The organism is Paenibacillus sp. P32E, assembly GCF_001909085.1.
In the GTDB taxonomy this organism is placed as follows: Bacteria; Bacillota; Bacilli; order Paenibacillales; family Paenibacillaceae; genus Paenibacillus_AQ; species Paenibacillus_AQ helianthi.
Window position 1 is genome coordinate 93,188 of record NZ_LVYY01000002.1, and the last position, 20,998, is coordinate 114,185.

Annotated in this window: 20 protein-coding genes and 1 pseudogene; 5 read left to right on the plus strand and 16 right to left on the minus strand. The window is 49.2% G+C overall.

Annotated features, from left to right (window positions below; genetic code table 11):
• Positions 1-38 precede the first annotated feature (38 nt).
• Positions 39-629: a P-loop nucleotide/nucleoside kinase family protein gene (locus A3848_RS02625; protein WP_074083408.1), complete on the plus strand. Its 591-nt coding sequence runs from the start codon at positions 39-41 to the stop codon at positions 627-629.
• Between the two features lie 31 nt (positions 630-660).
• On the opposite strand, the gene A3848_RS02630 is transcribed toward A3848_RS02625, so the two are convergent.
• On the minus strand, positions 661-1,485 hold the full coding sequence (locus tag A3848_RS02630; protein ID WP_074083409.1) for an AraC family transcriptional regulator: 825 nt from the start codon (positions 1,483-1,485) through the stop codon (positions 661-663).
• 107 nt (positions 1,486-1,592) lie between these two features.
• Between A3848_RS02630 and lacZ the strand changes: the two genes are divergently transcribed.
• Positions 1,593-4,715 (plus strand): beta-galactosidase, LacZ type, encoded by a 3,123-nt coding sequence (gene lacZ / locus A3848_RS02635; RefSeq protein WP_074083410.1) that lies wholly within the window; start codon positions 1,593-1,595, stop codon positions 4,713-4,715.
• Positions 4,716-4,814: 99 nt separating this feature from the next.
• On the opposite strand, the gene A3848_RS02640 is transcribed toward lacZ, so the two are convergent.
• Complete coding sequence (locus A3848_RS02640) at positions 4,815-5,381, minus strand: VanZ family protein (protein ID WP_208619385.1); 567 nt, start codon at positions 5,379-5,381, stop codon at positions 4,815-4,817.
• 198 nt (positions 5,382-5,579) lie between these two features.
• Here A3848_RS02640 and A3848_RS02645 point away from each other — a divergent pair.
• Positions 5,580-5,831 (plus strand): annotated as a pseudogene (locus A3848_RS02645) (acetylglutamate kinase); the annotation flags it as partial.
• Positions 5,832-5,861: 30 nt separating this feature from the next.
• Here A3848_RS02645 and A3848_RS02650 read toward each other — a convergent pair.
• From A3848_RS02650 to nirB, 9 genes are all read right to left on the minus strand, one after another.
• Positions 5,862-7,226 carry a sedoheptulokinase gene (locus A3848_RS02650; protein ID WP_083606615.1) on the minus strand — a complete coding sequence of 455 codons (1,365 nt, stop codon included), beginning with the start codon at positions 7,224-7,226 and terminating at the stop codon, positions 5,862-5,864.
• Between the two features lie 37 nt (positions 7,227-7,263).
• Positions 7,264-7,749 (minus strand): VanZ family protein, encoded by a 486-nt coding sequence (locus A3848_RS02655; RefSeq protein ID WP_074083411.1) that lies wholly within the window; start codon positions 7,747-7,749, stop codon positions 7,264-7,266.
• Positions 7,746-8,624 carry a M15 family metallopeptidase gene (locus A3848_RS02660; RefSeq protein WP_074083412.1) on the minus strand — a complete coding sequence of 293 codons (879 nt, stop codon included), beginning with the start codon at positions 8,622-8,624 and terminating at the stop codon, positions 7,746-7,748. The genes A3848_RS02655 and A3848_RS02660 overlap by 4 nt, the downstream gene beginning before the upstream one ends.
• A gap of 106 nt (positions 8,625-8,730) precedes the next feature.
• Positions 8,731-9,825, minus strand: coding sequence for a HAMP domain-containing sensor histidine kinase (locus A3848_RS02665; protein WP_074083656.1), 1,095 nt, complete (start codon positions 9,823-9,825; stop codon positions 8,731-8,733).
• On the minus strand, positions 9,818-10,507 hold the full coding sequence (locus A3848_RS02670) for a response regulator transcription factor (RefSeq protein WP_074083413.1): 690 nt from the start codon (positions 10,505-10,507) through the stop codon (positions 9,818-9,820). Before A3848_RS02670 ends, A3848_RS02665 begins: the two co-directional genes overlap by 8 nt.
• 140 nt (positions 10,508-10,647) lie before the next feature.
• Positions 10,648-10,965, minus strand: coding sequence for an iron-sulfur cluster biosynthesis family protein (locus A3848_RS02675; protein ID WP_074083414.1), 318 nt, complete (start codon positions 10,963-10,965; stop codon positions 10,648-10,650).
• Positions 10,966-11,097: 132 nt separating this feature from the next.
• Positions 11,098-11,865: a uroporphyrinogen-III C-methyltransferase gene (cobA, locus tag A3848_RS02680; RefSeq protein WP_074083415.1), complete on the minus strand. Its 768-nt coding sequence runs from the start codon at positions 11,863-11,865 to the stop codon at positions 11,098-11,100.
• Positions 11,862-12,185 (minus strand): nitrite reductase small subunit NirD, encoded by a 324-nt coding sequence (nirD, locus tag A3848_RS02685; RefSeq protein WP_074083657.1) that lies wholly within the window; start codon positions 12,183-12,185, stop codon positions 11,862-11,864. Before nirD ends, cobA begins: the two co-directional genes overlap by 4 nt.
• A 2-nt stretch (positions 12,186-12,187) precedes the next feature.
• Positions 12,188-14,635: a nitrite reductase large subunit NirB gene (gene nirB, locus A3848_RS02690; RefSeq protein WP_074083416.1), complete on the minus strand. Its 2,448-nt coding sequence runs from the start codon at positions 14,633-14,635 to the stop codon at positions 12,188-12,190.
• Between the two features lie 334 nt (positions 14,636-14,969).
• On the opposite strand from nirB, the gene A3848_RS02695 reads away from it, so the two are divergent.
• Together A3848_RS02695 and A3848_RS02700 are read left to right on the plus strand one after the other, a co-directional pair.
• The gene (locus tag A3848_RS02695) at positions 14,970-15,566 is read left to right on the plus strand and encodes an ANTAR domain-containing response regulator (protein WP_074083417.1); all 597 of its coding nucleotides are present in this window, start codon (positions 14,970-14,972) and stop codon (positions 15,564-15,566) included.
• A 5-nt stretch (positions 15,567-15,571) separates the two neighbouring features.
• Positions 15,572-16,630 (plus strand): anthranilate phosphoribosyltransferase, encoded by a 1,059-nt coding sequence (locus A3848_RS02700; protein WP_074083418.1) that lies wholly within the window; start codon positions 15,572-15,574, stop codon positions 16,628-16,630.
• A gap of 78 nt (positions 16,631-16,708) precedes the next feature.
• Here the strand turns inward: A3848_RS02700 and A3848_RS02705 are convergent, their stop codons facing one another.
• The 5 genes from A3848_RS02705 to A3848_RS02725 all read right to left on the minus strand — a co-directional run bounded on the left by A3848_RS02705 (position 16,709) and on the right by A3848_RS02725 (position 20,993).
• A complete protein-coding gene (locus A3848_RS02705) occupies positions 16,709-17,203 on the minus strand; it encodes a DMT family transporter (RefSeq protein ID WP_074083419.1) in 495 nt (164 codons plus the stop codon).
• Positions 17,204-17,210: 7 nt separating this feature from the next.
• Positions 17,211-17,957 (minus strand): Crp/Fnr family transcriptional regulator, encoded by a 747-nt coding sequence (locus A3848_RS02710; protein ID WP_074083420.1) that lies wholly within the window; start codon positions 17,955-17,957, stop codon positions 17,211-17,213.
• A 14-nt stretch (positions 17,958-17,971) separates the two neighbouring features.
• Positions 17,972-18,397 (minus strand): DMT family transporter, encoded by a 426-nt coding sequence (locus A3848_RS02715; RefSeq protein WP_074083421.1) that lies wholly within the window; start codon positions 18,395-18,397, stop codon positions 17,972-17,974.
• Positions 18,398-18,582: 185 nt separating this feature from the next.
• Positions 18,583-18,984: an NUDIX hydrolase gene (locus A3848_RS02720; RefSeq protein ID WP_074083422.1), complete on the minus strand. Its 402-nt coding sequence runs from the start codon at positions 18,982-18,984 to the stop codon at positions 18,583-18,585.
• A 35-nt stretch (positions 18,985-19,019) separates the two neighbouring features.
• The gene (locus tag A3848_RS02725; protein WP_074083423.1) at positions 19,020-20,993 is read right to left on the minus strand and encodes an elongation factor G; all 1,974 of its coding nucleotides are present in this window, start codon (positions 20,991-20,993) and stop codon (positions 19,020-19,022) included.
• Positions 20,994-20,998 lie beyond the last annotated feature (5 nt).

Genomic DNA, 20,998 nt, shown 5'->3' on the forward strand with positions numbered 1-20,998 from the left:
GATAGTGGGACGATATTTATAGGTAAGGAGTGACTGAGATGAACCAGCTTGTATTTTTTCTAGGACCGGCGGGTGCCGGCAAAACAACCCTGGCCAAAGCGGTCGCGTCACGCCGTAAAGCTGCTGTCCTGGATATGGACATTCTGCTCCGGCCTGCTGCAGATGTAATCATGAATATGCACGGTCTGGACCCCGATGACAGGGATTCAGCCGAATATAAAAAGCTTTGCCGCGATCTGGGCTACCGGATCACGATGGATGCTGCGCTCGACAATATGGGACTGGAATGTGATGTATTTGTAGTGGGTCCATTTACCAAGGAAGCCGAAGACCCTGGATGGATAAGTAGTGAGCTGGCCCGGATCGGCCGGACCTTGGAAGAGATTGAAGTTAAGGTTGTGCTGGTGAGCCTGGGTAACGCCGAGCTGTACCGGGCACGGATTGAAGGCAGGCACTCGCCGCTGGATGATTGGAAGTTTCAGAATTGGGAGATGTTCCGCACATCATTAGGAAGCCGAACGGTTTCCTGGCCGCTTCCGGCGGAAAATATCATACAGATTGATAATTCGAATCCGGATGTTCAAGGTGCGGTCGACGCAGTCGAAACGTTTATTTTCGGTTCGGCTTAATACAACGCCATCATTAATTTATCCCTAAGGCTTACCCCTCTAGCCCATGAAGCTGCTTGAACTCCTCAGGCCGCATACCGGTGACATGTTTGAAGACCGCACAGAAGTAGCTGGTATTCTCAAATCCCGCCTGCTCTGCAATCTCATAAATTTTCTTCTCCCTGCCGCTGAACATCAGCTGCTTGCTGCGGTTGATCCGCTGCTTGTTAATGTAAGTTACAGGCCGTTCATGAAGTGTCCGCTGGAACAAACGGCATAAATATTGAGGAGAGATCGAAACTACCTCAGCTAATTCTTTGAGCGGCAGTGTCCGGTGCAGATTCTGTTCGATATGCTGCAGCACCGGCTTGATGCGTTCCAGCTCATCCTGTCCGTCTGTCGGTGCCGACAACTGTGCTTTGAGATCAAGCATCAATGCATACATCAGCTTGGAACGTTCCATATTCACAGCAAGACTGTTGCCATGGGACAGCTCCAGCATTTTTTGCAGAGGATTCAGCAGTGAGAGATCGTTCAGCCGTCCTGGTCCCGATTCCCGGATTCCGGCATACGTCAGAAGTCTTCCCGCCTCCCTTCCATTAAAAGATACCCAGGACAGTCTCCATTCAGCGCTGATTGGCGCATAGGCATGAGCAACATGCGGAAACAGAAAGAAAACATCCCCCGGCTCCACAATGTACCGTCTATCCTTTATAAACAGTTCCCCTTTGCCCTCAAGAACCTGATGCATTTGATAGTCCGGGAACCCCGTGGGCCGCTCCAATTCCGGTTGATGCTCCCAGAATCCGATAGTTGTTGCATATAGTGGAAGCGCCTCGATTTCTTCTGTTTCGCAAAAGATCAATGTACTCTCCATGTCAGTTCTCCTGTTTCATATTATGATATAGAAGTGAATATTCTTTTATATATCTTGAAGTGTTGGCATTTTATAATATGAATATAATAATATAAGGAGATGTTAATGTGCGCAACAAATTTACCTATGAGCCCCCTGCAAATGGATACCCGGAATGGAATAACAACCCGGAGATTTTTCAGCTGAACCGCCTGGATGCGCATGCTTCCATGATCTCATATCCAAGTATCTCCGAGGCGCTCAAGGGTGAACGGGCAGGTTCACCTAATTATCACCTGCTGAACGGAAACTGGAAGTTTGCTTTTGCAGAGACACCTGAGAAGCGCATCAAAGACTTTTATTCAACAGATTATGACAGCAGCAGCTGGGCCGAAATTCCCGTCCCTTCCCATTGGCAGTTTCAGGGTTATGACTACCCTCAATATACGAATGTCCGTTATCCGTGGGTGGTATCCGAGCCGGATTTGAAGCCTCCTTTTGCCCCAACGAAGTACAATCCTGTAGGCTCCTACATCCGTACCTTTACAGTGCCGGAGGATTGGGCGGGCCAGCCGGTGTATATCAGCTTCCAGGGCGTTGAGTCTGCTTTTTATGTATGGGTGAATGGTGAGCTCGCAGGTTATGGGGAAGATACCTTTACACCTTCCGAATACGATATTACGGCCTACCTGCAAGAAGGGGAGAATACGCTGGCGGTTGAAGTCTACCGCTGGTGTGATGCCAGCTGGCTGGAGGATCAGGATTTCTGGCGGCTCAGCGGTATTTTCCGTGATGTCTATCTGTATACGGCCCCTCCTGTACACATTGCCGACTTCTTCGTGCACACCAACTTGGATGAGCAGTACGCCAATGCGGAACTCAGCGTGGATGTGAAGGTGGAGAATTATTTTAATACGGAAGCAGGCACCTGTACGGTTGAAATCCAGCTGTATGACGGTGCTGGCAAGACCGTGTGGGCCGCTCCTGTATCTGCAGGCGTTTCCTTTGGAGATGGTGAATTGCAGCAGCTGAAGCTCGGGGCTACAGTAGTCGGACCTGATAAATGGAGCGCTGAAAAGCCGAATCTATATACTCTTGTCCTTTCTTTAAAGAATGAACAGGGTGTATTGCAGGAAGCGGTCAGCACTAAGGTTGGCTTCCGCACCTTCGAAATTAAGGACGGCCTGATGAAGATTAACGGACAACGGATCGTCTTCAAGGGTACGAACCGCCATGAGTTCTCCTGTGAGACCGGACGCGCACTCGGCAAAGAAGATATGATTCGTGATATTGAGCTGATGAAGGCTCATAATATCAACGCTGTTCGAACCTCGCATTATCCGAATCAGTCGCTCTGGTATGAGCTGTGTGATGAATATGGACTCTACGTGATCGATGAGACAAACTTGGAGACGCACGGTTCCTGGCAATATGGTCAAAAAGAGCTCCATGACGGCAACGTTCCTGCCAGCAGACCCGAATGGCGTGTCAATGTACTTGACCGCTGCAATTCCATGATGCAAAGAGACAAGAACCATCCATCCGTGATCATCTGGTCGCTTGGCAATGAGTCCTTCGGAGGCGATAACTTTATCGCGATGCATGATTATCTGCGTGAAGCGGATCCGAGCCGGATCGTTCATTATGAAGGCATCTTCCATTACCGGCCGTCGGACGTGGCAAGCGATATTGAATCCACAATGTACATCAAGCCGCGGGAAGTTGTGGAATATGCGAAGAATGATCCGAAAAAGCCTTACATCCTCTGCGAATACAGCCATGCGATGGGCAACTCATGCGGAGGTCTGCATTTATACACAGAGCTGTTCGATCAATATGATATCATTCAGGGCGGATTCATCTGGGATTGGGTTGATCAGGCTATCCGCACGACTACAGCCGAAGGCATTTCCTATCTGGCATATGGTGGAGATTTTGGAGAAACGCCTCATGACGGTAATTTCAGCGGCAATGGGCTGCTCTTCGCTGACCGTACCGTTACCCCTAAGCTGCTTGAGGTTAAGAAGTGCTATCAGAATTTGAAAATAACCGCTGCGGATCTGGCTCAAGGCCGTTTTGAAATCCGCAACAACTACCTGTTCACGAACATCGCTGAGTATGAGTTGAAATGGACAGTAGCCTTGGGTGGTGCAGTTGTTCAGGAAGGTGTAATGCAGGTCTCTGCTGAACCAGGGAGAACGGCCGAGTGCACCATTCCTTACGACCAGAGCACAATTGTGAACGATCAAGAAGCAGTATTGACTCTGTCCTTCACGCAGCCTGCCGCTACAGCATGGTCTGAAGCAGGACATGAGGTTGCCTGGGAACAATTTATATTGTCGCCGCATGTCGAAGTAAGCCCCTCTGTGTATACTTCCACTGCTGGAAGTACCTTGCGCATCACGGAGCCGACGGATCAGCTTACCGTTCAGGGAGATAGCTTTGCTCTAGCCTTCAATACTACAACAGGTGACCTGTTCTCTTATACTTCTTCCGGCAAAGAACGCTTGCTTGCACCGGTAAGACCGAATTTCTGGAGAGCGGTGACGGACAACGATCTGGGTAACGGACTCGATAAACGCTGTGCGGTATGGAAGGATGTCTCTTATAACAGAACACTTACCGGCTTCTCTTATTCTGCAGATGATAGTCTTTGCACAGTGACAGTGAACTACCTGCTGGGTACTGAGCCCGCTTCCACCTTGCTGCTGCAATATAAGATTACACCGGACGGAACGGTGGATATTTCACAGGAGCTGAATCCAGGAAGCGATACATTGCCGGAAATCCCCGAATTCGGATTGCTCTTTGAACTGGACGGGGAGCTGGATACGATCTCCTGGTACGGCAAAGGCCCGCATGAGAACTACTGGGACCGCCAGACAGGTGCCAAGCTGGGACGTTACACAGGGAAGGTAAAAGATCAGTTCGTTAATTACCTCAAACCACAGGAGTGCGGCAACAAAACTGGAGTTCGCTTTGCTTCCCTTACTGAGAGTGCAACCGGCAACGGATTTCATGTGGAGAGCACCTTGCCGATGGAAATCAATGCGCTCCCTTGGACGCCTGAAGAGCTGGAAGCCAGCGATCATACCTACAAATTGACTCCTTCCACCAAAAGCGTACTGCGAGTCAATTACAAACAAATGGGTGTCGGCGGAGATGACAGTTGGGGTGCTCCAACGCACGATGAGTTCACCCTGCCGGCCAACCGTCCTTACAGCTTCCGCTTCACACTGTCTGTTCTTTAATCACTAAGAGATTCATGAAAATGAAAAAGGCGCGTTTCCCTTTATAATGAGGGGAAACGCGCCTTTTATCGATTCTGTGGATTAATCTTTTGTGCAGATTCAGAGGTGCAATTTCACCACAAATAATAAATTTAATAAAACAGGTAATCCAATTACTGATAGTATTGTGATTGCAGTACGTACTTTTTTATGATCTCTTAATATCAACAATAAAAACTTATACCCTAAAATACCGATGAATCCACCCACACTATTTAAAATGATGTCATCTATATCGGATGCTCCAATGCCAAAAAGCCCCTGAATGGTTTCAATTAATAAACTCACTATGAATATAAATAGCAGATTGGTTATTACTTTTTTATTGGCTCTGAATAGTGACAAATATGCGCCCAGAGGAATAAAGATTTCTATATTGCCGCCCACATTAGCGAAAGCGAAACTTTTTATACTGGCTGAGTTGCTAAATACATACTCCTTTATACTATAAAAAGGAATGAGATTGATTGACCTATGTAATGTCCTCTGATTATTAAACACATCCACAAGTGATACTCTTGATAAGATAAATATTTTAAATAAAAAAAGTATGTAACATATGAAAACTCCATATAAAATGACTGTTTCAATTCTCTCTCGTTTATTCATAATACCTCTATTTTTCATTTCTTTCCGCCTATTCTCTGAAATTCAGTATATATATTTTGTTATGAACCACTTGGGCGGATATACCATAAGATACGGTATACATGATCTAAGCCTATGCTTCAGAAGCCAGTTTGTACGAAGCTAGTGCAAGGAACATAGGCTAAACGTTAAGGAGGAAATTCCATGCAATACCACTGGAGACCCTACTTTCCCGCCGAGAAGAAATGGGTGGCCAATGGCGACCAGATTGTGGAATTCCTCAGCCGCCTCAATCCGTATTACCCCAAGGAAGAATTCAGACAAATGTTCTATCAGCATCTTGCATTGACAAAAGGGGAAGCAGTAGCTCTGCTCCAAAAGGATTACAAACAAAGTGTTCAGCTGTATGATTCCATCGAAAGGGGAGCATTGGCCATGGCTGATATGCTCACTAATTCGATCATCCGACAGTTCCCGCAGTGCTTCTAATGAATTGCCTCACGTGGGTGAATGGTGACTTCACTCCAAGTATTGACCGGCTTCCTTGAAGCTACCAATTAGCCCAGCGCCAACTGCCGCGCACAAGGCCGCACCGATGGCAGCTTCCTCCGAAGTTGAACTAAGTGTAAGGGGCAGTCCGAACCGCTCTTCCACCTTGGTGCACAGAGCCGGGTTTGCGCGCAACGCGTTGCCGGAGCCGATCAATCGAGTCCAGTGATTCTCAGAACTCATTTGCTTCATACGATTATAAAAAGCATATAGCTCATCAACCATGCCTTGAAGAAAAGCATGGGTCAGCAGGCCCGGAGTGAAATTGTCCAGCGTAATCCCATCTATGCTTCCCCGCGATTCAGAATGCAGCCGTGTCCCCAGAAATTGCGGATTCACAGACAATCCCTCAGTGGACGGTTGCCCGTCTCCGAGTAATTTATCCATAAATGTGTACATATCCTCCTGGGTCTCTCCGGTATAAGCTTCTATAAGCTCACGGATAAACTTCTCCAGAAGCGCATAGGATTTCCCGCCGCTCAGCGCGGCTCCGACCATCAACACACCGCCACCCGGATACGGGCGTGCCTCCAAACCCTCAGCTCCGATGCCCGAATGATTCATCAGAACGGAGAGCTGGCTTCCGGTGCCGATGTTCAGCAGTATCGATTCTTCGGTAAATGGCACGCTACCCAGAAAGCTCGCCTGATTATCTCCGAGAGGTGTAAATACCGGAATACCTTCCCGGGTTAATCCCAACAGCGTTCCGGATGAAGTTACCTTAGGCAACAGGTCTATATTTATACCTAGCCGTGCAATGGCTTCTTTGTCAAAATCACCCTCAGGGATGCTGTAGCATCCCATTCCTGCAGCTTGGGTGGGATCAACCAGCGGCAACGTCCGCCCGGTAAGTCTCATGGCAACATAATCAGCAATGGTACAGAAGCTGACTGCCCCGGGTGGGACAAGGTCATGCTGCAGGTTATATAAATGAGTTGCCAGCCCGTAACCGGGCGCAACTGGATAGCCGGTGCTCTCCCTCAGTTTCTGCGCTACTGTAAATTGATCATCGTAAGGTTGACCGCCTCTGCCATCCTGCCAGGAGTAAAGCGGGGTCAGATGTTTCCCGGCAGCGTCCGTATACACTATGCCGTGCATTTGTCCGGTCAGACCGATTCTCCGGACCTCCGGCTCCACCGCCGACAAGTTGCTTAGTATACCTTGCACTATATTTAGAATGACTGCGGGATCTTGTAGACGTTCCCAGTCCTCCCGGCTGGCACGCAAGTGCGCCGAATTCTTTTCAGTGATAGAGTGCACAGCCCTGCGGTGTTCCAGATCATAGACCAAACCCGTTATGGAGGTCGTTCCTATATCCATTCCGATGATTTTCACATGCTTGCCTCCTATGTTGAATCTGTTGCGTTATTTCTTATGATTTCTTTTGAAGAACAACAGGTTGAGGGTATATCTTGCAAAGAGCATATCCAATAAGGCCTCCGAGCACATTCAGAATCAGATCATCCACATCAAAGCTGCCCATGGCCAAGAGAACCTGTGTGCATTCCAGAGCTGCACTCCATGCTAAAGAGAATAAAAAAGCAGTGAGGAAGCTTCCTTTGCCCGATAGCCGGACGAAAATTCCCTGCGGAATAAAGAGGGCAATATTCCCGAACAAATTCATGAAATCATTGGGCTGCGAGAGCCGGTCCAGATTGCGGTTGATAGAGACAAAGGGAGTAAAGTTGGCAAATGCCAGCCGGTTCTGAATCATCCCAGGGTCTTCCAGCACACTGTGCAGCTGACGCCAGAGCACTTGGACATCCACGGCTCCATACTTAAACAAAATAATTTTTATCAGCAGGTACACGTATAGAGCATATCCCAGTATCAAAAATTTCCGGTTCCGTCGCTTCATCTTTTCCCCCATTTGCTCAGTTCTACAGTGACGATTACCCCATCGATGTTGTTTCCTGAAATCTCATAAGGATGTCCCGCCGGCAATTGAACACTGTCAAGCTCCGAACCCGGTACATAGAGTATGAGATATTTTCGGTTGTCGACCGTGACCTTCAGACGTTTCTGTTGTTTGAGATCGGCAAGATATTCCTCCAGCACCAGGTTCTTCTCCTTCATCAGCAGACTGTGCGGCAGCCCGACATATCGGAAATGCCATGCCTCGTATTTAATCCCGGTGATATTTGTCTTGTCTTTAGGATACCTCAGGATAAATCCATAATGCCATGCGTTGGCCAGCAGCCAGTCCCCCTCCGGAGAATGAGCTATCTCTCCAAGCGATGAGCCAATGTCCAGCGACAACCCTGTGTTATGCTCACTGTGACCCGCAGGAAGTGCGTAATCCGCACCTTTTTCACGATAGAGCTTACGCTGCTCATCTTGATCCCGATACCCGCTGCTGATGCGGAAATGCTCCACCCCAACCCTGGCAGCCGCTTCAGTCAATTCAGAGAACCGTTCGGTTACGCTCCGGGACAGCTCGATGGAATGATCCAGCAGTCCGAAGCCCTGCGTCAGCTCCTCATGCTCTGAAAGTGCAACGATATCCGTAGAAACACCTTTCGTATGTATGCGATAATCCTTATTGACCAAAATGAGATTTCCCTGGTGAATTTGTGCTTTGTCTATCTTTATGGTGACAGAGTCTTCGGCAGAAGCGGATATTTCTGACGTATGCTCTGTAATGGAGGGATTATGTCCCGGCAGTCCTTCCTTTAGAAAAAACCTGAATACGATGACCAGCAAAACAATGCACAAAAAAAGCCACTTCTTCAATGCAAGCATCTCCCTTTATCATGTGTAAGACCAGATTATAGGGAAAAGCTTAAATACAAAGTGGCCTAAAAATAAAATTTTCCTTAAACTGAAGCCATGACCCCTATCAAGCATTAAGCGGTAAAGTCACTTTGAAAATGGTACTTGTGATACTACTCTCTACTGTGATGGTGCCGCCATGGCGCTCGACGATATTTTTGGCGATAAAAAGTCCAAGACCCGTACTGTTCTTATCCGATGTGCGTGCCCGGTCACCCGTATAGAACATATCAAAAAGGAACGGCAGCTCTTCCGGTGGGATGAAATGGCCGTAATTCATGACCTGAACAACCGCGTTTCCTTCCTCCGCCCTGCAGTGTATGTCCACATATTGCCCATCCCTGCCGTAGCGCGCCGCATTAGTCAAAAGATTCTCAAAGACACGTGCGAGCAGCTCCCCTTCTGCAGGAATCATCAGCTGTGGCGTAATATGCAGCCTGGAAACCAGTTTGTTCTTCTCAAACAGCGGATACAACTCTTCATTGAGCTGGAACAGCAGCTCGCTTAGATCAATGGGCTTCTTCTCCACAGTAAGCATCCCGTAATTCATACGGGTAATCTCGAAAAGCTCTTCAATCAGCTTCTCCAGACGCTGGGATTTAGTATAAGCAATCAGGGTATAATGCCTTGCCTGCTCTGCTGACAAATCCGTGGATTTCAGGATGTAATCCAGATAGCCCAGCACCGACGTCAGCGGTGTGCGGATGTCATGCGCCAGATTCAGCACCAGCTGATCCTTGCTGCTCTCGGCAAAATCCCCCCTCGCCACAGCCTTTTGCAGCTGTTCACTTGCCCGGTTGATGTCGTCTGCAATAACCTGGAACTCGTCATGAGAGGCAATATCCACGCGGGCGCTGAAGTCACCGTTGGCGAGATTGTGGATGCCTGAGGAGATTTTATCAAAATAGGTGGCGTAGCGTTTGGTCAGCAGAAAGAAGAAGAAGATCGCCAGCGGCACAAACAGAATTAGAAAAAAGTTAACATCGCCGACCTTGTTCATGAAAACCCGCAGACGGACAATATCGTCTTCTGCCAGGACCTGCTTATGATAGTACATTTGGAGCCCTTTATAAACCAGATAAGTGAAGAGACCCGAGATCAGCATACTGAGTCCGAACAGCATCAGCATACTAGTGCGGAAACTGCGTTGTTGTCTAGCCATTGAATGCATACCCTACTCCCCATACCGTTTTGATGAACTTCTTGGGGTCCTCGCCCAGCTTCTTCCGGAGGGTGCGGATATGAACCATCACGGTATTCCCGCTGTCGTAATAGGACTCGCCCCATACCTGTTCAAAGAGATTCTCTGCACTGAACACTTTGTTCGGATGACTGGCAAGCAGGTGCAAAATATCAAATTCTTTTGGAGTCAGCTCAACGGTCTGCCCATAGATCGTAACCGTGCGTGTTTCCGGGTCAATGATCAGTCCGCCAACCTGCAGGCTGGACAGGGTATCTGCAGCCGGCTGGTTCAACTGCATGGCCCGGCGAAGCTGGGCATTGACCCGGGCCACCAGTTCCATCGGGTTAAACGGCTTAGTCATGTAGTCATCCGCACCAAGGACAAGCCCCGTTATTTTATCCAAATCAGATGCCTTGGCACTCAAAAAAATAATCGGCATGCGGTGCTGCTCACGGATCTGCCGGGTGACCTCATGACCATCCAGCTCAGGCATCATGATATCCAGTATCGCTAAGTCAACCGGCTGGGTTTGCACTACATGCATAGCCGCTCTACCATTCAATGCCTTGACCGTAAGGTAGCCTTCCTTCTCCAGGTGCATGGCAATCAGATCGGCGATCTCCGCTTCATCATCCGCAATCAAGATTGTAATCGGCTTCATTTCGTCACAGCCTCCAGTTTCAGATGCCTCCCATTATACTTGAAACTGCCATTCCCCGCACCCTCTGCGTCTATCCTCACCCAAACACAAAAAAACCGCTCTAATAGAGAGCGATTTGTAGTGTCCCAGGATTTCCTTACTTACCGTAGATCCTTAATTCTTAGATTAGAGCTGAACAGTCCGGAAGGGCTGGTCAGCTTATAGGAAGGATAGTTCTCCTCTGCTTGCAGCGTCATAGTGGGATCAAACAAAGATTCCTGCTGGCGGTCACACACGAAGACGAAGGGCTCGTTCTGAAAAACGATGTCTGTATCACTAGGTCTGTCAATAATTCGGATTACAAGAACTCCATTGCAGCCGCAATCCTCGGTATCGTAGAACAACTTAAGATATCCCGGCTTACCACCTAGATTTTCCTCAAGGCGTCCGGTTGTCACTTGGTCCAATTGAATCTGCATCTCACCGTTCTCTCCTTTGCATCAGTAAAATACAACACTGTAATCTCTGCAAAGTATAGTCCGTTTGAACCTCTAGGTCCAGTGATTGCGGTCACTTCAATTATGACACTCCGGCAAAAGGCACACCCGGCTTTAGCCGATCCGGGAGCGTACACCCTTTTGAAGCCCCAGTAGCTGATCTCTTACCGCCACGGATTCACCAATAATGATAAGGGCCGGATTGCTAATCTTCAGTGCGGCAGCCAGCTTATCAATATTCCCCAGCGTTCCTGTCACTGTCCGTTCGCGGGCAGTCGTTCCATTCTCGATCAGGGCCGCCGGTGTTGCCGGATTCTTCCCGAACTTCAATAACTGTTGCCGGATGTCACTTAGTGTACTAACACCCATATAAATAACGAGCGTATCTACACTATGGACAAGACCCTCCCAGTGTGCAGCTGAAGCCTGATCATGGCAGCGGCTCCCGGTTACAATCGCAAACGATGCAGCCAACCCGCGGTGAGTCAGCGGAATTCCGGCAGAAGCCGCAGCACCGATGGCCGATGTGATGCCAGGAATGACTTCATAATCGATGCCGGCAGCAGCTGCAGCCAATGCTTCTTCGCCGCCTCTCCCGAAGACATAGGGGTCTCCTCCCTTTAACCGGACGACATGATTACCTGCAGAAGCATACTTAATAATTAGCTTCTCAATAGCCTCCTGCGGCATGGAATGATGCCCGGGCGCTTTCCCGACATAGATCCGAAGCGCTTCTGGCTTGCCGTAGCTGAGAATTTCTTCATTCACCAGCCGATCATAGAGAATTACATCAGCGGTTTGTATTCTGCGCATGGCCTTGATGGTAAGGAGTTCCGGGTCACCTGGACCTGCTCCGACAATAGACACACTTCCTTGGATCATAGGCTTCCCTCCAGAGTCAAATAGATGGAACCACTTCTCCTGTCCACTTCAACCTCATAAGTGACTACATGACCATGATCCGGCGCCTGCACAGCCCCGCTGCGCAGATCAATACGCCAATCATGCAGCGGACAGTGCACCTTGGAACCACAGACCATTCCCTCCGACAAGACTCCGCCTTTATGCGGACATTTATTCTCTACAGCAAGGACTTCTCCATCCGACAGGCGGAATAGTGCGATTTCTTTGTCACCCATTCTGACGATGCGGGAGCCTTTCACATCAATATCCGTCACCTTGCCCACCAGTATTTTGGTCATTGTCATATGGCTTCCCCCTCCAATACCTTCTTCATCTCAGACAGTTGCTCGAAATTTTTACGCAGCTCCGGTTCATTCACGATTTGCTTCCAAGGATCCGTTATAAGACTGAGTGCAGTCTGGATTCTCTCCTGAAGGGCAAGGCGGTCCTCCCGTACCTCAAGTGCAGCTTTGATACTGTCCAGGCCTACCCTTTCAACCCATTGCGCGGTCCGCTCATTCCACCCGGCATTCTCCCGGTAATATTGCAGGAAAGCGCTGGACCACTCCATGACCTCATCATCGGTTTTGACCACACAGAGCAAGTCGGTTGCCCGTACATGTACACCGCCATTGCCTCCAATGTGCAGTTCCCATCCGCCATCAATCGCTACTACGCCAAAATCCTTAATCGTAGCTTCCGCACAATTGCGGGGACAGCCTGATACTGCAAGCTTAACCTTACCTGGTGTGTTCAGCCGTTCAAATGCTTTTTCAAGCTTGATTCCCATGCCCATGGCATCCTGGGTTCCGAACCGGCAAAAGGTAGAGCCCACGCAGGTTTTGACCGTACGCAGTGTCTTTCCGTAAGCATGTCCTGAAGGCATATCCAGCTCTTCCCACATCTTGGGCAAATCTTCTTTTTTGACTCCGAGCAGATCCAGTCTTTGACCACCGGTAAACTTCACCAGAGGAACATCAAATTTGGCAGCAACCTCGGCGATCTTCATGAGTTCAGCGGGAGAGGTTACCCCGCCATAGATCCGGGGAACAACGGAGTAGGTTCCATCTTTCTGGATATTGGCATGATAGCGTTCGTTGGTAATGCGGGATTCCTTTTCATCCACATATTCTTCCGGCCACAGCATTCCCAAATAGTAATTCAGCGAAGGACGGCATTTGGGACAGCCCTCTTCGTTATTCCATTCCAGGACATTCATGACTTCCTTGACGGTCTTCAGCTCCATGCGCTTGATTTCCGCGACAATCTCGTCACGTCCCAAGGTGGTGCAGCCGCAAATCCCTTCCTTCACCGTTACAACATGATCTCCGGCATATAATTGAAGAAGTCCCTCCACCAGGGGTTTGCAGCCGCCGCAGGATGCGGAGGCTTTGGTGCAGGCCTTGATCTGGCCCACACTTGTGCAGCCTCCGGATTGAATGGCTTCGGCAATGGCTCCTTTCGAAACTCCGTTGCAGCCGCAAATAATTTCATCATCGGCCATCCCTTCAAGCCGGTTGCCTTTGGGAGAAGCCAGCGCATCTGAGGATATACCAAGCAGCAGTTCTTTTTCTTTGCCTTTAATATTCTCACCGTTCTTTATTATGGAGAAGAGCTGTGCACCATCACCCGTATCACCGAATAATACCGCGCCGACCAGCTTATCATCCTCAATAACCAGCTTCTTATAAACCCCGTCGATCTCGTCCTGATATCTAAGCGCCCGGGTACCCGGCCGTTCTATGAACTGGCCTGCTGAGAATACATCGACACCGGACACCTTCAGTTTGGTCGAGGTTACAGAGCCGGAATAACCTTCCGTGGCGACCTGCGCCAGTCTTTTGGCAAGAACCGCACCTTGTTCGTACAGTGGAGCCACAAGTCCATAAGCGATCCCTCTGTGCTCGGCACATTCACCTACGGCGTAAATTCCAGGAATATTAGTCTCCATAAAATCATTGACGATGATGCCCCGGTTAATCTCTACGCCGCTCTTCTGCGCCAGTTCAACATTGGGTTTGATCCCCACTGCCATAACGATCAGATCCGCCTCGGCAACCTCACCGTCTGCGAACAGCAGGCTTTTGACTCTCTTTTTGCCGAGAATCGCTTCGGACTGCTTGCTCAGCAGGAACTTCATCCCCTGCTCTTCCAGCTCCTTGCGGAGCATGATGGAAGCCGGTTCATCTAACTGGCGTTCCATAATATACGGGTGAATGTGGACAACAGATACTTCCATTCCCAGATGAAGCAAACCTCTGGCCGCTTCCAGTCCCAGCAGCCCTCCGCCGATAACTACAGCTTTACGGTACGTTTGTGAGGTTTCCTGCATCATCTGACAATCCTTGATGTCGCGGAAAGCGATTACGCCTTCCTTATCTGCTCCCGGCAGCGGCAGCATAAACGGATTGGAGCCAGTAGCCAGAATCAGCTCATCATAAGGCAGCACCACCCCTTGATCCGAGAATACTTTGCGCTGTACCGTGTCAATTTTTGTAATGGTATGACCCATATATAGACGGATCCCGTGGCTGTGGTACCACTCTAGATCATTGATGACGATTTCTTCCATGCTGGTCCCGCCTGCCAGGACAGAAGACAGCATAATCCGGTTGTAATTTGGATGCGGTTCGGAGCCGAAGATGGTAATCTCGTAAGCCTCCGGGGATAATTTCAATAAATGCTCGATGGCCCGTACCCCCGCCATTCCGTTGCCCACCAATACGAGTTTTTTGCGAATATGTGACATCTGTCTCTCTCCTCTCCATGTGAGCAACAGAAAAAGCCCGCTTCACTCCGCACGGAAACATACATCTTCCGATTGCGAAAAGTGAAAGCAGGCGCCATTGCCGCTTCAAGCGAATACACCATTGTATTCGTAGACTTGATGAATTTGTTAAACCGACTATACTACAGGAGCTCTAATTACGTCAATATTGTTAACACATAAATTTTAAAATTTTAAATTTATCGACAAAACAAGCATTTCTGTGTTATATAATATTACATCATCTATGTTTCGTGGCTACGCTGCTGCTGGTTCATCACAACCGGTGACTACGATATAAAAGGAGCGTCAAACTATGCATTCCCTGTTGATAATTCAGAATAACAAGACAGAGAACGTCACAGAAGAGCGTTCAACAACAGGCCCGGATACCCTGCTTCGTTCCTGCGGCTATGTGGTCTCAGCGGCAGCTTCACCAGAAGAGGCGACGTTGATGATCCGAGATGCGGATGCCTCCATCCTCGATCTGCCCGTTACAGAGATCAACACCTGGAGAGCATCGCTGATGAAGTGCAAAACGGCTCCCATTCTATGGTGGTGTACCTCATTAACTTCAACCTTATCCGCTGCTGCCTGTGAAGAAAATATTATGGTAGACGGAATCTTGTCCCCCGCCATGCAGTCTCAGGAAATCCATTGGATTCTTCATTTCAGCGCCAGACAATGCTTCGAGCGCCAGCAATGGCTGAAGGAGCGGGAGCAGCTTCTATCACGGATTGAAGAGCGCAAATGGATTGATATGGCCAAAGGCATCCTCTCCAAAGCCAAAAATATCAGTGAATCGGAAGCCTATGATCTTCTTCGCAAGCAGGCCATGAATGAACGCAAACGAATGGTTGATGTAGCGACTTCTATCGTCAAGGTATATCAGCTGCTGCAGGATCAAACTTAAGGAGAATCCATATGATTAATATTCTAAAAGAAGTCGCCCGGGGCAAACGGGGTGCCCGGGACTTAACCTACATTGAAGCGGAAGCCGCAGCGGAGTCGATTCTGAAACAGACGGCTTCTCCCGTCCAGATCGGTGCCTTTCTAATCGCAGAGCGCATCAAGCTGGAGAGCATTGAAGAGCTGGAGGCCTTTGTAGCGGTCTGCCGGAAATATGCCCACCGTGAACCGGTTCAACAGGGATTGGATTGCGCAGGACCATATGACGGCCGTATAAAATCCTTTGCCGCCACCTTCCCGACCTCTTTTGTCTTAGCTGCAGCCGGGCTTCCTGTCACGCTTCACGGTTCAGCTTCCTTACCGCCTAAATGGGGAATCACCCTGCAGGATATCATTCAAGAAACCGGGATTGAGGTCGGTGCGCTTGGCAAAGCTGAAATGATTGAATCCGCTGTCAAGAGCGGTGTGCTGTTCGTGGATTCTGAAAAGTGGTGTCCACCCTTAGCAGACATTCGTAATCTCCGTGAGGATATTGGGATGCGCACTATTTTTAACACGGTAGAAAAGCTGATTGATTATTCCTGCTCGCCTTATATTGTATATGGAATTTATCACAACACAGTATTTGACCGTATATCCAGAATCATTATCAAACTTGGATACCGCAAAGGCTTGGTCGTACAAGGTGCGGAAGGGTCAGAGGATCTATACATCGACCGCGCTAACCGGGTATATACCGTTTCCGGCGGCACCGCGCAACTGGATATTATCGATCCGGAGTCGCTCGGCCTGGAAACGCCGGTGCCGGAAATGGACTGGACCCCCCGGCTGCAGCTGTTGACGGCGGAAGCGGTGCTCCAAGGCGGCGGCCACATCGCCTTTTACAATCAGGTGCTGCTTAATGCGGCAGTCCGGCTGCATCTGGCCGAAAAGGTCAATTCCATTGAAGAAGGTGTCTACACCTGTAAGCATTTGCTGGATAACGGTGAGGCATGGGGAATATATCAGCAATGGAAACACTCGCTCCTGGGCAACAAGGCTCCGTCCGGGTCCGGCTTGTCCATATAAGAGCTAAAAAGCGCGCATCCGAGTCTACATGGATACGCGCTTTTTGTTCGATGTTGATATCGCATGTTTTGTGAAATCTCACTTCAGATTCAAGGCCTGTTGCGGCTTACCGGACGAAGGTTCGCTATCCGATTCACGCGTTTGGCCTAACTTGAACACCAGAATTCCCCCAACAATGACTAACACACCAATCAGCTTATTGAAAGAGAACGGCACCCTCTCCAAGCCTAACCAACCTAGTGAATCCCACAGAAGCGCAAAGCCGAGCTGTGAAGTAAGCACGATGGAAATCGCATAAGTGGGTCCGAGCAGCCGGGTAGCCTGTACCAGACAGATGACCACGCCAACACCGATCATACCGCTGAACCAATACCAGGGCTGCATATGCTGCAGGGTGAACATGTTGGTGCCTTCCATAATCACTCCCATCAGCAGTGAAGCGATAAATCCCATGCCTAATACCAAAGTTGTAGTAGACCAGGAGCCGGTATGCTCATTTACTTTACTGTTAAAAATATTCTGCAGACTCACCAGCGAGCCGGCTATTAGCGCAAGCAGGATTCCTATTAACATTGTATACTCACTCCAATCCCTTTGTGTACGATACTTTCATCGATGTGACTCCATTCGGCTCATAGATGTTACGGCTCGCAAGTGCACTAAGTCCTGCCTTATCCTTCACCTGAATATGTCCGTTATTCCGTTCAATAAGACCATCCAGACAAAGCTTGTAAATGACCCGGTTCAGATGTCTGTAGCTTGTGCCAATGAAATTGGCGGTATCTGTCAGGTTGATCGTATTCAGATGCCCCATAAAGTTGGGGTCGGATTCATCATAGGAGATGGCCAGCAAATAGCTGGCCAGCCGCACCTCTACCGGATGCATCAAATTGAGGCTTAGAAAATTGGATTTGCGGTAGAACTTCTGGGTGATAATCTCCAATAAAAAATGCAGCAGCGGCGGATGATCCTTACCGTATCTATTCAGCCAGCGGTACTCTATGCCAAGCATATGCACCGGAGACACGGCCTCTACCGTGTTGATCCATTCCGTGTTTTGAATATATTCCACATCGCCGATCAGCTCCAGCGGAGTTTTGAATGAAATGATCAGCGTTTTTCCTTCAGGCGTGGTGGTGTAAATTTTCAGCTTTCCTTTGACCAGAACATATAAATATTCGGATGGGTCCCCTTTGGAGCAAATATGCTCCCCTTGTTCAAAGCTGTACAGATGCAAATGTTCCTTCAGCGGTTCATTGAAAATAGATTCCAGGGATTGTGCCGCAATATATCCCTCAAGCTGCTCCGAATCCAGAATTTCTTTCATGGTCTGCACCGCCCTTAGAATTTCAAAATAACCACACCGGCAATCATCATACCGATCCCGATAAACTGCGGCAGCCGCATCTTTTGCTTCACCACACCAAACCACCCGTTAATATCAATCACAAAGGTCAGGCAGAGCTGGGCGATCAGCAGGGCAGAAATCGTCAGCGTAACGCCAATGCCTTGAATCGCTGTAACTTCACTGTAAATAACGAATGCGGCCAGTGCTCCGCCTATCAGATATAAAGGTTTGACCTGTTTGAAGCCCTGCTTCTTCGCATCCCGTACGAACAGCAGGATCATCAGCGCTATCAGGAATCCGGTGAACTGTGTTATTGTTGCGGCCTGCCAGGTGCCGATGTCCTGACTAATCCGCGCGTTAGCCACCCCTTGCAAGGTAATACAGGCCCCGCCGATAAATGCAAAAATAATCCCTTTCATAACTTCTCTCCTCATTCTTCATCTCTGTCTTCATTAAAAGACATATTCCCCATTTACGGTAGGACATATGTCCTGAACAGCTAATTTCGTACGTCAGGATTACTCTCCAAAACAATACAAAGCCCGCCTCAAGCCGAAAATGGCTCAAAACGGGCTGGAACAAACAGTTGGTAGCTGTAAAATTATTAGTCCAGCAACTTCATCTCATGGAGCTGGTCAAAAATGATCCTGCTGACGGCTGAGACCCGCTCCCGGTCTTCATAGGTAAGCCAGGCAAGCTCGGCAATTTCCGAAGCCGGAGTCAATTCCCCGGTATAACCAGCGGTAAAACAGGTCATCTTCACCTGTATTCCCTCCGCTTTGCCATGAGCCGGAGCTTCATAAATTCCAAACTCTATCGCTGTGTCCGGAAGGATATCGACAGACAGCTCTTCCTTCACTTCCCGGATCAGCGTTTCTGCATCGGTTTCACCGGATTCTCTTTTTCCTCCGGGAAAATAATAAGTATCTTTACCCTGGGAGCGCGCCCCCAGCACTCGCCCTTCACGGATCAGAATCCAGGCAACCTTATCAATAATTTCACTCATAACCAAAGTATTCCTCCTCTGTTTGTCCCCGCAGTTCAGCTGACGGGCGGATAATCATTATGGATGTGCATATGCTCTTGTGCTTCATCCCAAGGGACCGGGTAGGCCTGCCCTTTAGAACAAAATATAGAGGAGGAAGGATACGCCGGATCGGCATCCTTATTGTAATTTTTGAGGGCAACCACAGTTATTGTCTGGTGGCAAGGCTGGTACTCGGTGACTTTTAGCGATAATGCACCTTTCCCTTGCGTCATGGAAGCCAGCCGTACTGCGTAATTCATGAAAGTGCCTACCGGAACCTTGCCTGTAATCACTGCTTTGCTTTCGGTCATCTCCGGTGGGGCAAAACTGCCGCTGGCCTGTTGTATATCCGTCATTACTTTACCCAGATGCCCGGGGTCTATGCTGATTTTGAAGTCATAGACCGGCTCCAGCAGGATATTCTCTGCCTGCTCCAGCCCCTGACGCAACGCCCTTAACGCCGCTTCCCTGAAATCTCCGCCATGGGTATGCTTGTTATGCGCTCTACCGCTAAGAAGAGTCATTCGCAGATCAGTGAGTGGAGAACCCGTAAGCAGACCGTGGTGTCCACACTCCAGCAGAACCTGCCCGATTTGGTGCTGATATCCCACTGCCAGATCATCAGGATGACATTCGTTCATGAAGTTCAGTCCGCTGCCCCGTTCGCCAGGCTCGAGCTTTAGCAGAACCTCCGCATAGTGCTTCAGCGGTTCAAAATGTCCGCAGCCATAAACTGCTGAAGCAATCGTCTCCTTGTAGAGAATTTCCGGCGGTCCAAAAGCTACCGGGATCATGAACCGTTCGCTCATAATCTGTTCTAGAATCTCCAGCTGAATCTGACCCATCACCTGGATATGCAGCTCTTGAAGCGTCACATCCCAGCTCACATTCAGTGACGGGTCCTCTGCGCCCAGCAGCTGAAAGGCATTTAGAACTTCCTTCAAATGAACCGGAGGCTCGAACAGGACCTTAGACTTCAGCGTGGGAACCAGCTCACTGTCCCTTCTGTCCTGCAAAGAACCAACACCATCGCCCGGCTTCACCTTCGACAGTCCAATGACAGCAAACAGCTCTCCTGCTGCTGCCCAATCCACAGTAGTATATTTCAGGCCATTTACTCTGCGGATTCCGGTAATCCGCTTGGGTTCGTCATCTTCAGCAGGCCCGCTGGCCAGCTCATCCCTGACCTTGAGCACGCCTTGCAGCGCTTTGATATAGGTAATGCGGGTTCCTTTATCATCGTGGCGGATCTTATATACTCTTCCGGCAAAAGGCCCGATGGCATCATAATCGGTTGCAGTCAGGTATTCCAGCTTATCCAGAAAAGAATCGATTCCGAGATCCAGCAAAGCAGAGCCCTGCATACAAGGGAATAGCTTGCCTTCCCGGACCATGGACCTCATTGCTTCCTGCCAATCTGATTCACTCATGGACCCTTCGAAATAAGCATCCAGTATACGTTCATCGCGTTCAGCCAGGGAGACCTTCAGCTCCTCTGGTAATGCAGTATCTTCCCATTCCGGGAGAAGCAGCGCCCCATCGCTAAGCTGAGCGTATATTTCTTCATACACACGCTGCGGATCAGCACCGGTGCGGTCGGTTTTATTGATAAAAAAGAAGGTTGGAATCCCATGCCTGCGCAGCAGCTGCCATACCGTTTCGGTGTGGCCTTCCACACCTTCAACAGCACTGACAATTACTACAGCATAGTCCAGCACCTGCAGCGCACGTTCCATTTCCGGCGAGAAATCGACATGACCCGGCGTATCCAGCAGAAAGTACCGCGTGTCCCCGCGCACAAACTCTGCCTGGTCGGCAAACACCGTAATCCCACGAGTCTTTTCAATCTCATGGGTATCCAAAAAAGTATCCTTATGATCTACTCTGCCACGGCTGCGGATGGCCTGAGTATGATAGAGCAGCTGCTCGGCAAACGTCGTTTTACCGGCGTCGACATGCGCCAGCAGTCCAATGGTTACATTCTTCATAGAGT